The organism is Micromonospora sp. NPDC049139, from assembly GCF_055586845.1.
The window spans coordinates 39,680-54,912 of sequence record NZ_JBVJHK010000008.1 but is presented as its reverse complement, the minus strand read 5'-3'; the positions used below and the strand labels follow the sequence as shown (position 1 = coordinate 54,912).

Sequence of the window (15,233 nt, the reverse complement as noted above, 5' to 3'; positions counted from 1 at the left end):
AGAAACAGGCGACCCAATACCGTCCACAGACGCCACAAGCCGCGAAGATCTAAGCCCATTCAGCCGACCACGAATTGCCAGACAAAAAGCGTTTCAGCCCACACCAGGTCTTACTCGCCGGAGGAAAGGTAATTGTGGCCGGACGGCGGTCACAACCCCTAGCGTGCCCCTACGGGTGCCCCTAGGCGGCACGGGTGCAGGCTGGGCCGACCCGCCCTGCTGAGCGGCCCGGCGCACCGCCCTCGCGGGGTGCGGCCGGGCGGGTGCGGGACCCCGCCCGGCCGAGGGCGTCACGACCGCCGACAACGGTCGCGCGGCCCCATTTCTACAGGCCCGGCAAATTGCCGCCGGGCCCGCCCAGCTCGCGGTGGATGAAATCGAAGATCTCGGCGTCCGTCGCGTCGTCGAGGGCGTGGGCGACGGGTTTCTCCTCGACGGGACCGCGGTCGTCGCCCCACCGGGCGACGAACGCCTGCAACTGCACCAGCAGCTTCTGCCGGGTCAGCCGGTCCGGTGCGCCGGCCGCGAAGACGCCGTCGAGCCGTTCCAGCTCGGCGAGCAGCGGGGCGGCCGCGGCGGCCCCGTCCTCGACGAGTTGGTCGCGCAGGTGCCGGGCGAGCGCGGCCGGCGTGGGGTAGTCGAAGACCACGCTGGCTGGCAGTTGCACGCCGGTGGCGGCGCGGAGCCGGTTGCGCAGCTCCACGGCCGTCATCGAGTCGAAGCCGACCTCGCGGAACGCGCGGTCGGGCTCCAGTCCCCCGCCCCCGGTGTGGCCGAGCACGGTCGCCGCCAGGCCGCCCACGAGTTCGACGAGGACGCCCTCGCGTTCGCCGGGGTTCAGCGGGCGCAGCCGCTCCCGCAGCGCGGTCGCCGCCTCGTCGTCCGCCGGCTGGCGGTCGTCGTCGGCGGGCAGCGCCGCGCGGGCCTCCGGGATGCCGGTCAGCAGCGGGCACGGCCGCATCGACGCGAACGTCGGCACGAACCGGTCCCAGCTCACGTCGGCGACGACCAGCGCCGCCTCCTCGCGCAGCGCCTGCCCGAACGCCTCGACGGCCAGGTCCGGGGGCAGGCCCGGCAGGCCCCGCCGGCGCAGTTGCGCCAGCTCGGCCGACTCGGGGTCGTCGCGCCACGGCCCCCACGCCACGGCGGTGGCCACCAGGCCGCCGTGCCGCCGGTTCGCGGCGAGCGCGTGCAGCAGCGCGTCGCCGGCGGACTGGCCGGCCCGGCCGCCCGCACCCCACACCCCGGTGGTGGAGGTGCACAGCACGAACGCGTCGAGCGGCCGGTGGGTCAGTTCGTCCGCGTACCTCGGGACGTCGCCGACGGTGGCGGTCAGGTCGGCGGCCAGGCCGGCGAGGGTCAGCTCGGCCAACGGCGCCGAGCCGGTCTCCGCCGGGACGTGCACGAGCGCGGTCACCGGCCGGCTCTCGGCGGCGAGCTGCTCCATCAGGTCGCCGAGCTTGCCCGTCGCCGGTTCCGCCAGTGGGAGCACCTCCGCGCCGTGGCGGCCCAGCCAGTCCGTGGTGTGCCGGGCGAGGGCGCCGGTCCCGCCGGTGAGCAGGACGGTGCCGTGCGGGCGGTACCCGCCGCCCGCCGCCGGCCGTCCGGTGTCCCGGACCAGACGCCGGGCGTGCACGCCGGCTTCCCGGACGGCGAGCTGGTCCTCCCCGTCGCCATTGGTCAGGGCGCCGACCAGGGCCGCGTACGCCGCCTCGCCCGCGACCGCCGGCAGGTCGACGACGCCGCCCACGTGCCGGGGGTGCTCCAGCGCGGCGACGAGACCGAGACCCCACGTGGTGGCCTGCGTCGGGTGGACGACCGGTTCGTCGTCGACGGCGACGGCGCCGGTGGTGGCCAGCCACAGCGGCACGGCCGGGCCGGAGCGGCCGGTGTGCGCCTGCACGAGCAGCAGGTTCGCCGCCAGGCCGGTGGGCAGCGCGGTCTGCTCCGGGTGCGGCGCCTCGTCCAGCGCCAGCAGGGAGAGCAGCGCCGTCGGCTGGTGCGCGGCGGTGAGCCGGTCGAGGTCGGCGGCCAGGCCGTCCCGGGTGACCGTGGCCGGGTCGACGGTCAGCACGTGCGCCGTCGCGGCGCCGGCCGTGAGCGCGGCCAGCACCCGGTCGGTGACCTGGTGCGGCGGGGCCACCACCAGCCAGGTGCCCGGGTCGGCGCCGGTCAGCGCCCGGCGCTCCCAGGTGACCCGGTACCGCCAGCCGGCCAGGGTGCCGTCGAGGTGCTGGCGGCGCCGCCACGACTCCAGCTCCGGCAGCAGATCGCGCAGCGGTCGGTCCGGGTCGATGCCGAGCCGGTCCAGGTCGCCGTCGGTGACCGCCCGCCAGAACGCGTCGTCCACCGGGTCGGCGGCCGGAGTCGGGACCACGTCGAGCGTCGGCCAGTAGCGCTGCGACCGGAACGCGTACGTCGGCAGCTCCGGCAGCCGGCGGGGATCCGGGCGGGGGCCGGCCAGCACGCCGAGCACCGCCGCCCAGTCGACGTCCCGCCCGGTGCCGTGCAGGACGGCCAGCGCGGACAGCAGGGCGGCCGGCTCGTCGGCCCCGGCGCGCAGCGCCGCCACAGCCGTCCCGTCGTCCTCGGTGGGCAGCAGGCCGGCCGTCATCGCGGTCAGCACCGCCTGCGGGCCGAGCTCCAGGAACGTGTCCACCCCCGCGTCGCGCAGCGCGGCGATCCCGTCGGCGTACCGGACGGCCTCGCGGACGTGCCGCACCCAGTAGTCGGGCGTACGGATCTCGTCGGGGTCGGCGACCCTTCCGGTCAGGTTCGACACGATCGGCAGCAGCGGCGCGGCGAACGTCAGCCCGTCGAGTACGGCCCGGAACCCGGCCAGCATCGGTTCCATCAGCGGGCTGTGGAACGCGTGGCTGACCCGCAGCCGGCGGGTGCGCACCCCCCGCTCCCGCCAGACCCGCTCCAGCCCGTCGAGGGCGTCGACCGCCCCGGCGACCACCACGGAGGTGGGACCGTTGACGGCCGCGACGCCGGCCCGGTCGGTCAGCCCGGCCAGCGACTCGACCACCGCCGCCTCGTCGGCGGCGACGGCGAGCATCCCGCCCCCGGCCGGCAGGGCCTGCATCAGCCGGCCCCGGGCGGCCACCAGCGTGCCGGCGTCCGCGAGGGACAGCACCCCGGCGACGTGCGCGGCGGTGATCTCGCCGATCGAGTGCCCGGCGACGTGCCCGGGCACCACCCCGAACGACTCGACCAGCCGGAACAGGGCCACCTCCAGTGCGAACAGCCCGGCCTGGGTGAACACCGTCTCGTCGAGCAGGGCGGCCTCGGCGCTGCCGTCGGCCGCGAACAGCACCGGCTTCAGCGGCTGCGGCAGCTGGTGGTCCAGCACTCCGCAGACCTCGTCGAGGGCCGCCGCGAACACGGGGAACGTGTCGTACAGCTGCCGGCCGGCGCCGGGGCGCTGGGCGCCCTGGCCGGAGAAGAGGACGGCGAGGCCGCCCGAACGCCGCCGGGCGGTGACCAGCGCCGCGTGGTCCTCCCCGACGGCCAGCGCCCGCAGCGCGGCCAGCCGGGTCGCCCGGTCGGCGGCGACCACGGTCGCCCGGTGCCCCAGGTGGGCGCGGCCGTCGGCGAGCGCCCAGGCGACCAGGTCGGCCGGGTCGTCGCCCGTCGCGGCCCGGTCGGCCAGCCGGCCGGCCTGGTCGCGCAGCGCGGCGAGGTCGGCGGCGGAGACCGGCCACGGCAGGGTCGCCCTGGGCCGTTCCCCGACGGGGACGACCGGCTCCGGCCGTTCCGGGGCCTGTTCCAGGATCACGTGGGCGTTGGTGCCGCTGATCCCGAACGAGGAGACGCCGGCCCGGCGCGGCCGGCCCGCGGCGGTCCACGGCCGTGCCTCGGTGAGCAGCGCCAGCGCGCCGGACGTCCAGTCGACGTGCGGGGTCGGCGCGTCGACGTGCAGGGTCGCCGGCAGCACCTCGTGCTGCAGGGCCAGCACCATCTTCATCAGGCTGGCGGCGCCCGCCGCGGCCTGGGTGTGGCCGATGTTCGACTTCACCGACCCGAGCCACAGCGGCCGGTCGGCGGGTCGACCCCGCCCGTACGTCGCCAGCAGCGCCTGCGCCTCGATCGGGTCGCCGAGGGTGGTGCCGGTGCCGTGCGCCTCGACCGCGTCCACGTCGTCGGGGGTCAGGCCCGCGTTGTCCAGCGCCTGCCGGATCACCCGCTGCTGTGCCGGTCCGTTCGGTGCGGTGAGGCCGTTGCTCGCGCCGTCCTGGTTGACCGCGCTGCCCCGTACGACGGCGAGGATCCGGTTGCCGTCCCGCTGGGCGTCGGAGAGCCGCTGGAGCAGCAGGACGCCCACGCCCTCGCCCCAGCCGGTGCCGTCGGCGGCTTCGGCGAACGCCTTGACCCGCCCGTCGGCGGCGAGGCCACGCTGCCGGGAGAACTCCAGGAACGCGCCCGGGGTGGACATGACGGTCACGCCGCCGGCCAGGGCGAGGTCGCACTCGCCGCTGCGCAGCGCCTGGGCGGCCAGGTGCAGCGCCACCAGCGACGACGAGCAGGCCGTGTCGACGGTGACCGCCGGGCCGTGCAGCCCGAACGAGTACGCCAGGCGGCCCGAGACCACCGACGCCCCGTTGCCGGTGGCCTGGTAGCCCTCCACCTGGGAGCGGGCGCCCAGCAGCAGCGTGGCGTAGTCCTGCCCGTTGGTGCCCATGAAGACGCCGGTGGCGGAGCCGCGTACCCGCTGCGGGTCGATGCCGGCGCGTTCGAACACCTCCCAGGTGGTGTGCAGCAGCAGCCGCTGCTGTGGGTCCATCGCCAGGGCCTCGCGCGGGTTGATCCCGAAGAACGCGGCGTCGAAGCCGGCCACGTCGGGCAGGAACCCGCCGCTGCGGGTGTAACTGGTGCCGATCCGCTCCGGGTCGCTGTCGAACAGGGCGTCGAGGTCCCAGCCCCGGTCGGTGGGCATCGGCGTGACCGCGTCCACCCCGTCGGCCAGCAGCCGCCACAGCTCCTGCGGCGACGACACCCCGCCGGGGAACCGGCAGGCCATCGAGACGATCGCGATCGGCTCGTCCACCGGCGCCCGGACCACGGTCGCGCCGCCGGCGGCCGGGCCGCCGTCCGCGCCGACCACGATTTCGGTACGCAGGAAGCGAGCCAGTTCCGCCGCCGACGGGTGGTCGAAGACCACGGTCGACGGCAGGGTCAGGCCGGTGACCCGACCCAGCCGGTCCCGCAGCTGCACGGCGGCGAGGGAGTCGAAGCCCAGCTCGCGGAACGCCCGGCCGGCCGGCACCTGGTCGGTGGTGGCGTGACCGAGCACGGCCGCCGCCTCCGCGCGGACGAGGTCGACCAGCAGCGCCTCCTGTCCGGTCGCCGGCAGCGCCGCGAGCCGGGCCCGCAGCCCGTCGGTGGCGGCGGCGCTCTCCGGCCGCTCCGGCTCCTCGGCGACGGCCGGGGCGACCCGGTCGAAGAGGTGGCTCGGCCGCACCACGGTGAACGCCGTGACGAACCGGGACCAGTCGACGTCGACGATCACCGGCGCCGCCTCCGGCGCGTTCACCCAGCGGCCCAGCGCCGCGACGGCGGCGTCGGGCGCGAGCGGGCTGAACCCGCGGCGGCGTAGGCCGTCCGCGGTCTCCCCGGCGGCCATGCCGTCCTCCGCCCACGGCCCGTACGCCAGGGCGGTGGCGGGCAGGCCCGCCGCCCGGCGGGCGGCGACGAGGGCGTCGAGCAGGGCGTTGCCGGCCGCATAGCCGGCCTGGCCGCCGCCGCCCCAGACGCCGGCCACCGAGGAGAAGACCACGAACGCGTCGAGGTCCCGGTCCCGGCAGGCGGCGTCGAGGTGCACGGCGCCGAGCACCTTGCCGGCCAGGGTGCCCGACAGCTCGCCGTCGGTCACCTCGTACGCCGGCGCGGTGCCGCCGGACGCGCCGGCGGTGTGCACGACGGCGGTCAGCCCCGGCAGCCCGGCCACGAGGGCGTCGACCGCCTCCCGGTCGGTCACGTCACAGGCCACCACCCGCACCGCACCCAACTCGGCCACCAGCTCCACCGCGCCCGGCGCACCCGGGCCGCGCCGGGAGGCCAGCACCACCTCGCCGGCACCGTTGGCCAGCAACCACCGCGCCACGTGCCGGCCCAGCGCACCCGTACCACCGGTGACCAGCACCGTGCCGGCGGGCCGCCAACCCGAACCGGCGGGCGGCGCGGCCGGCACCAGCCGCCGGCCGAAGAGGCCGTTGCGGCGGACGGCCACCTGGTCCAGGGTGCCGTCGGCCAGGACCGCGACGAGCCCGGCGCGGGTGCTCCGGTCGGCGCGCTCGGGCAGGTCGACCAGGCCGCCCCAGCGGTCCGGCTGTTCGAGGGCGACGACTCGGCCGAGGCCCCAGGCCAGGGCGGCCCAGGGGTCGCCGGCCCGCTCGCGCGCCGTGACCGGCAGCGCGGTCCGGCTGAACGCCCACACCCGTCCCGGCAGGCCGGTGTCGGTGAGCGCCCGGGTGAGGGTGAGCAGCACCGCTGCGCCGGCGGGAACCGCCGGGGTGTGCGCCAGGGGCTGGTCCTGCCGGGGCAGGACGCAGAGCACCCCGGCCCAGCCGTCCGCGCTGATGCCGCGCAGCCGCTCGCCCAGGTCGGCCCGGGTGAGGGTGGGCGGCACGGTCAGCGTGTCGACCTGGGCGCCCGCCTCGGTGAGCGTCCGCGCGATGCCCGCGTCGGCGCCGCTGTCGACGGTGACGACCAGCCACCGCCCGGACAGCCCGGCCGCCGGGGCCGGCCGCACCGGCTCCCACGCGACCCGGTACGACCACCCGTCCAGCGTGGTGTCCCGGGACCGGGCCCGCCGCCAGCGCGAGAGGACCGGCAGGGCCGGGCTGAGGGCGCCCAGGGCCTCGGCGTCGTCGCCGATTTCGGCGGCGAGGGCGGCCAGGTCGCCACGCTCGACGGCGGCCCAGAAGTCGGCGTCGCCGCTGTCCGGGGCGGCCTGCTTCGCCGGCGTGCCCTCGGGCCAGTAGCGCTGGTGCTGGAAGGCGTACGTGGGCAGGTCCACGCGGCGTGCGCCGGTGTCGGTGAACCACTGCTGCCAGGTCACCGGCACGCCGTGCACATGCAGGTCGGCCAGGGCGTGCAGCAGGGCGTGCGTCTCCGGCCGGTCCTTACGCTGCGCGGCGACGGCCAGCACGGCATCGTCGTCGGGCAGGATGTCCGCCGCCATCGCCGTCAGCACACTCTGCGGACCCACCTCCAGGAACGTGTCCACGCCCGCCTCGCGCAGCGCGGCGACCCCGTCGGCGTACCGCACCGCCTCACGGACGTGCCGCACCCAGTACTCCGGGGTGCGAATCTCCTCGGCATCCGCGACCGCACCGGTCACGTTCGACACGACCGGCAGCAACGGCGCGGCAAAGGTCAACCCGTCCAGGACCGCGCGGAACTCATCGAGGATCGGCTCCATCAGCGGACTGTGGAACGCGTGGCTCACCGTCAACCGGCGAGTGCGAGCGCCCTGCTCCCGCCACGCCCGCTCGATGTCGTCGAGGGCCTCGACGGCCCCGGACACCACCACCGACGTCGGCCCGTTGACCGCCGCGATCCCGACCCGATCCGTGAGGCCGGCGATCGACTCGGCCACCGCGGCCTCGTCCGCCGCCACTGCGAGCATCCCGCCTCCGGACGGCAGGGCCTGCATCAACCGACCCCGCGCCGCCACCAACGCGGCGGCGTCCGCCAGGGACAACACCCCGGCCACGTGCGCGGCCGAGATCTCACCGATCGAGTGACCGCCCACGAAGTCCGGCACGACGCCGAACGACTCGATCAGCCGGAACAACGCCACCTCGACCGCGAACAGGCCCGCCTGGGTGAACACGGTCTGGTCCAGCAGCTCGGCCTCCGGGGTGCCCGCCTCGGCGAACAGCACCTCCCGCAACGGACGCGGCAACAGCGGATCGAGCTGCGCACACACCCCGCCCAACGCCGCCGCGAACACCGGGAATCCGGCCGACAACTCCCGGCCCATACCCGCACGCTGCGCACCCTGGCCGGAGAACAGCAGCGCGAGCTGACCGCATGCGGCGGCGGAGCCGGTGACGACAGCGCCGGAGGGCTCGCCCGCGTCGAGGGCCCGGAGCGCGGAGAGCAGGCCGTCCCGGTCGGCCACCACGGCGACGGCGCGCTGTTCCAGCGCCGGTCGAGTGGTGATCGAGGACCAGGCCACCTCCAGCGGACGCGGGGCCTCGTCGACGGTCAGCCAGCGCGCCCACCGGCCCGCCTGAGCGGCCAGGGCCGCGTCGGACCGGGCGGACAGCAGCACCGGCACCACCGGCGGCAGCTCCCGGGCGACGACCTCGCCCTCCACCACCTCGGCCGGCGGCTGCTCGATGATCACATGCGCGTTCGTACCGGAGATACCGAACGACGACACCGCCGCCCGACGCGGCCGATCCACGACCGGCCACGGCGTCGCCTCCGTCGCAAGAGCCACCGCACCCGACGTCCAGTCGATGTGCGGCGACGGCTCATCCACATGCAACGTCGGCGGCACCAGACCGTGCCGCATCGCCAGCACCATCTTGATCACACCGGCCACCCCGGCCGCCGCCTGCGTGTGCCCGATGTTCGACTTCACCGACCCCAACCACAACGGCCGATCCCGCGGCCGATCCTGCCCATACGTCGCCAGCAACGCCTGCGCCTCGATCGGATCACCCAGCGTCGTGCCCGTACCGTGCGCCTCCACCGCATCCACGTCGGCGGTCGTGAGTCGCGCGTTCGCGAGGGCCTGCCGGATCACCCGCTGCTGCGACGGACCGTTCGGCGCCGTCAAACCGTTCGACGCGCCGTCCTGGTTCACCGCCGTGCCCCGCACCACCGCCAGGATCCGCCGGCCCTCCCGCTGGGCGTCGGAAAGTCGCTGCACGAGCAGCACGCCGACGCCCTCGGACCAGCCGGTGCCGTCGGCGGAGGCGGCGAACGACTTGCACCGACCGTCCTGTGACAGGCCCCGCTGACGCGAGAACTCGATGAACGTCCCCGGCGTCGCCATCACCGTCACGCCACCGGCCAGCGCCAGGTCACACTCGCCGCTGCGCAACGCCTGCGCGGCCAGGTGCAGCGCGACGAGGCTGGAGGAACACGCCGTGTCGACGGTGACCGCCGGGCCTTCCAGCCCGAACGTGTACGCCACCCGCCCCGACAGCACGCTGCCCGAGGTGCCGGTGCCGACGTAGCCCTCCACCTCGCCCGGCTGGTCCATCAGGCGGGAGGCGTAGTCGTGGTACATCACCCCGGCGAACACGCCCGTACGGCTGCCCCGCAGCCGCTGTGGGTCGAGGCCGGCCGACTCGAACGTCTCCCACGACGCCTCCAGCAGCAGCCGCTGCTGCGGATCCATCGCCAGGGCCTCCCGCGGCGAGATCCCGAAGAACCCGGGATCGAACTCCGCCGCCCCGTACAGGAAACCACCGTGCCGCGTGTACGACGTACCACTGCGGTCCGGGTCCGGGTCGAACAACGACTCCAGATCCCAACCCCGATCCGCCGGAAACTCCGAAATCCCGTCACCACCGGCGGCCAGCAACTCCCACAACTGGTCGGGAGACTCCACCCCGCCCGGGTAGCGGCAGGCCATGCCCACGATCGCGATCGGCTCGTCGGTGCCAACGACCGTGCCAGCGACCAGGTCGGCGGTCGACTGACGGACCCCGGCCAACTCCGACCAGAGGTGGTCGGCGAGCACCGCCGGGGTCGGGTAGTCGAACACCAGCGTCGAGGCCAGCCGCAGCCCGGTGGCCGCGTTCAGCCGGTTACGCAACTCGACCGCGGTCAGCGAGTCGAAGCCCAGCTCCCGGAACGCCCGGTCCGCCGGCACCGCCTCCGCGCCGCCGTGCCCGAGCACCTGCGCGACCAGGCCCCGCACCAGCACGTCGACCTGGGCCCGGCCCTCGTCCTCGGTCAGCCCGGCGAGCCGGTCGGCCCACCCGCCACCGCCCTGCCCCGCCTGGCGGCGGGTGCTCGTCACGCCGACCAGGGTGCGCAGCACGGCCGGCACGGGGCGGCCGGCGGTCGCCGCCCGCAACGCGGGCACGTCGACCGCGGCCGGCACCAGGGCCGCCCGATCCGCCACCAGCGCGGCGTCGAACAGCTCCAACGCGACCTCGGCGCTCATCGGCGTCAGACCCGCCCGCGCCGACCGTGCCCGGTCCGCCTCGTCGATCGAGGCCGCCATGCCCGCCGTGTCCCACATGCCCCACGCCAGGCTCACCGCCGGCAACCCGAGCTGCCGCCGCCACACCGCCAACCCGTCCAGGAACGCGTTACCCGCCGCATACGCCGACTGACCCGGCGAACCCAACACCCCCGCCACCGACGAGAACACCACGAACAGATCCAGACCCAGACCCGCCGTCGCCTCATGCAGCCACCAACCCGCCGACACCTTCGGCGCCAACACGGCCCCGAGCCGCTCCGCGGTCAGCCCCTCGACGACCCCGTCGTCCAGCACACCAGCGGTGTGCACCACACCCGCCAACCGGCCCTCGGCAGTGATCTCGGCGACCAGCGCGTCGACCTGGTCCCGGTCCGTCACGTCACACGCCACCACCCGCACGGCAGCACCCAACGCGGTCAACCGCGCCGACAACTCGGCCGCGCCCGCGGCCTCCGGACCCCGCCGCGACACCAGCACCAGCGACCGCACACCCCACGACGACACCACGTGCTCCGCCACGAGCGCACCCAACGCACCCGTACCGCCGGTCACCAGTACCGCGCCGTCACCCAGGTTCGGCGTCTCCGCCGCCACCGTGAGGCCCGCCCGGACGAGGCGGGGCGAGTACACCGCGCCCCTGCGGACGGCCAACTGACCGCCGGTCGTGGCCGGCTCCCGCAGGACCCCGTCGAGCGTGGTCACCAGCGCGGCGTCCAGGTCACCGTCGACATCCGCGAGGACGATGCGCCCCGGGTGTTCCGACTGCGCCGACCGCAGCAGACCCCACACCGCCGCACCCGCCAGGTCCGTGACCCGATCCTCGGCACCGACCGAGACCGCGCCCCGGGTCACCACCACCAGCGTCGAGTCCACCAGCACGTCGGCCGCCAGCCAGGACTGCACCGTCGCCAGCACGTCCGAGGTCACCGCCCGAACCGACTCCAGCGTCTCCGCTGCCGACTCGGACGCGGGGAAGACCGGAAGCAGCAGCGCCCGAGGGACAGACTCCTCCCCCGCGACCGCCGCCACATCGGGGTACGCGACCAGCCCGACCCGTACCGCCAGCTCGGCCGGCATCTCCCGGCCGTCCGCCAGCAGCGCCCATCCGGACGCCTCCCCGCCGGGGGTGACCTCCACGGCCGGCCACCGCAGCTCGAACAGCGACCGCGATGCCGCGCCCGGCGCGGCCACCCCGGTCAGCTCCCGCAGAACGAGGGAGTCCACCGACACCACCGGCGCGCCCGCCTCGTCGTACGCCGCCAGCCGCACCCCGGAACCGTTGCGGGTCAGGCGCACCCGCAGCACCCCCGCGCCCGAGGCGTGCACCTGCACGCCCTCGAACGCGAACGGCACCCGCGGCCCACCCGACTCCGCGCCGAGCAGCAGCCCGATCGGGTGCAGGGCCGCGTCCAGCAGCGCCGGGTGCACGCCGAACCGCGCCGCCTCCGTCGCGGCGTCGTCCGGCAGGACCACCTCGGCGAACACCTCGCCGCCGCTGGTCCAGGCCCGCCGCAGCCCCTGGAACACCGGCCCGTACGCCAGGCCGTGCTCCGCCAGCGCCGGGTACCACTCCGCCAGGTCCACCTCGGACGCCCCCGCGGGGGGCCAGGTGACCGTGTCCGGCTCGTCGGCGGTGGACGACTCCAGTACACCCTCCGCGTGCCGGGTCCAGCCCGCCTCGGGGTCGTCGTCCGAACGGGAGTAGACGGCGACGGTGCGGTGCGTGGAGTCGACGGTCCCGTCCACCCGCACCTGGATCCGCACGCCCCCGCTGCCGGGGACGACCAGCGGGGCGGCCACGGTCAGCTCCCGCAGCCGGGAGAGGCCCACCTCGTCGCCGGCCCGCACGGCCAGCTCCACCAGGGCGGTGCCCGGGACCAGCGTCAGCCCGGAGACCGTGTGGTCGGCCAGCCACGGGTGCGTGGCCAGGGAGAGCCGGCCCGTCAGCACCATCTCGTCGTCGCCGGCCAGGTCCACCGTCGCGCCGAGCAGCGGGTGCTCGGCGCGGCCGAGTCCCGCTCCGGACACGTCGCCCGTACGCGCCCGGTTGGCGGCGGGCCAGTAGCGCTGGTGCTGGAAGGCGTACGTGGGCAGGTCGACGCGGTGTGCGCCAGTGTCGGCGAACCACGGCTGCCAGGTCACCGGCACCCCGTGCACGTGCAACTCGGCGAGGGCGTGCAGCAGGGCCTGCGTCTCCGGCCGGTCCTTGCGCTGGGCGGCGACGGCCAGCACGGCATCGTCGTCGGGCAGGATGTCCGCCGCCATCGCCGTCAGCACACTCTGCGGGCCGACCTCCAGGAACGTGTCCACACCAGCGTTCCGCAGTGCGGTGATCCCGTCGGCGTAGCGCACCGCCTCACGGACGTGCCGCACCCAGTACTCCGGCGTACGAATGTCGCCGGCGTCGGCGAGCGCCCCCGTCACGTTCGACACCACCGGCACCAGTGGCGCCGCGAACGTCAACCCGTCCAGGACCGCGCGGAACTCGTCGAGCATCGGCTCCATCAACGGGCTGTGGAACGCGTGACTGACCGTGAGCCGGCGGGTGCGCGCACCCCGGCCCTGCCAGAGCTGCTCCACCTCGTCCAGCGCCTCGACGGCGCCCGACACGACCACCGAGGTGGGCCCGTTGACGGCGGCGGTGCCGACGCGGTCGCCCAGCGCGGCGATCGACTCGATCACCGCGGCCTCGTCGGCGGCCACGGCCAACATGCCGCCACCGGCCGGCAGCGCCTGCATCAACCGGCCCCGCGCCGCCACCAACGCGCACGCGTCGGCCAGGGACAGCACCCCGGCCACGTACGCGGCGGTCACCTCACCGATCGAATGACCGCCCACGAAGTCCGGCACCACACCGAACGACTCCACCAGACGGAACAACGCCACCTCGACCGCGAACAACCCGGCCTGCGTGAACACCGTCTGATTCAGCAACCCGGCCTCGGCCGTACCCGCCTCGGCGAACAACACCTCCCGCAACGGACGCGGCAACAGCGGATCAAGCTGCGCACACACCTCGCCCAGCGCGGTCGCGAAGTCCGGGAACAGGGCGGACAACTCCCGGCCCATGCCGGCGCGCTGCGCACCCTGACCGGAGAAGAGCAGCGCGAGATGGCCCCGCTGCCCGGCAGCGCCGGAGACGACCGTACCGACGGGGTCGCCGTCGGCGAGGGCGGTCAACGCCGCGACCAGGTCGCCCCGGTCGGCGGCGGTCACGACCGCCCGGTGCTCCAGCGCGGGCCGGGTGGTGACGGAGGACCAGGCCACGTCCAGCGGACGCGAGGCCTCATCGGCGGCGAGCCAGCGCGCCCACCGGCCCGCCTGCGCCGACAGCGCGGCGGCGTCGCGACCGGACAGCAGCACCGGCACGACCGGCGGCACTTCGCGGCCGACGATCTCGCCCTCGATCACCTCGGCCGGCGGCTGTTCGATGATGACGTGGGCGTTGGTGCCGGAGATGCCGAACGACGACACCGCCGCCCGACGCGGCCGGTCCACCTGCGGCCACGGCGTCGCCTCGGTCGCCAGGGCCACCGCACCGGCCGTCCAGTCGACGTGCGGCGACGCCTCGTCCACGTGCAGGGTCGCCGGCACCATGCCGTGCCGCATCGCCATGACCATCTTGATCACACCCGCCACACCGGCGGCGGCCTGCGTGTGCCCGATGTTCGACTTCACCGACCCCAACCACAGCGGCCGATCCTGCGGACGCTCCTGCCCGTACGTGGCCAACAACGCCTGCGCCTCGATCGGATCACCCAACGTGGTGCCCGTGCCGTGCGCCTCGACAGCGTCCACGTCAGCCGGGGTGAGCCGCGCGTTCGCCAACGCCTGACGGATCACGCGCTGCTGCGAGGGACCGTTCGGGGCGGTCAGGCCGTTCGACGCGCCGTCCTGGTTGATGGCCGTGCCGCGCACCACCGCCAACACGCGGTGCCCGTTGCGCCGCGCGTCCGACAACCGCTCCACGAGCAGCACGCCGACGCCCTCGGACCAGCCGGTGCCGTCGGCGGAGGCGGCGAACGACTTGCACCGACCGTCCTGCGACAGGCCCCGCTGACGCGAGAACTCGATGAACGTCCCCGGCGTCGCCATCACCGTCACGCCACCGGCCAGCGCCAGGTCACACTCGCCGCTGCGCAACGCCTGCGCGGCCAGATGCAGCGCCACCAGCGACGACGAGCAGGCGGTGTCGACGGTGACCGCCGGCCCCTCCAGGCCGAACGTGTACGCCACCCGCCCCGACAGCACGCTGCCCGACGTGCCCGTGCCGACGAAGCCCTCGGCGTCCGGCGGCAGGTCCATCAGGCGGGAGGCGTAGTCGTGGTACATCACCCCGGCGAACACGCCCGTACGGCTGCCCCGCAGCCGCTGTGGGTCGAGGCCGGCCGACTCGAACGTCTCCCACGACGCCTCCAGCAGCAGCCGCTGCTGCGGATCCATCGCCAGGGCCTCCCGCGGCGAGATCCCGAAGAACCCGGGATCGAACTCCGCCGCCCCGTACAGGAAACCACCGTGCCGCGTGTACGACGTACCACTGCGGTCCGGGTCCGGGTCGAACAACGACTCCAGATCCCAACCCCGATCCGCCGGAAACTCCGAAATCCCGTCACCACCGGCGGCCAGCAACTCCCACAACTGGTCGGGAGACTCCACCCCACCCGGGTAGCGGCACGCCATGCCCACGATCGCGATCGGCTCGTCGGTGTTGGCGGTGAGCACCGCCGTCCGGCGGGCGGTGATCTGTCCGGAGACCTGCTCGTAGAGGTGGTCGACGAGCACGGTCGGGGTTGGGTAGTCGAACACCAGCGTCGAGGCCAGCCGCAGCCCGGTGGCCGCGTTCAGCCGGTTACGCAACTCGACCGCGGTCAGCGAGTCGAAGCCCAGCTCCCGGAACGCCCGGTCCGCCGGCACCGCCTCCGCGCCGCCGTGCCCGAGCACCTGCGCGACCAGGCCCCGCACCAACACGTCGACCTGGGCCCGCGCCTCGTCGGGCGCCAGGCCCGCCAGCTGGTTGGCCCAGTCGCCGCCCCGCGCGGCCCGTCGCCGGGAC

At 75.3% G+C, this 15,233-nt stretch carries 1 protein-coding gene (cut by a window edge); it reads right to left on the bottom strand.

Annotation, left to right across the window (positions count from 1 at the left end; all coding sequences use genetic code 11):
* Positions 1 to 325: 325 nt before the first annotated feature.
* A protein-coding gene (locus ACZ6Q9_RS16490) for a type I polyketide synthase (protein ID WP_466021409.1) crosses the window boundary here: on the bottom strand, positions 326 to 15,233 show its 3' portion. The gene runs 14,939 nt beyond the window's last position; only the last 14,908 of its 29,847 coding nucleotides appear in the window; the start codon falls outside the window, past its right edge; it ends in the stop codon at positions 326 to 328.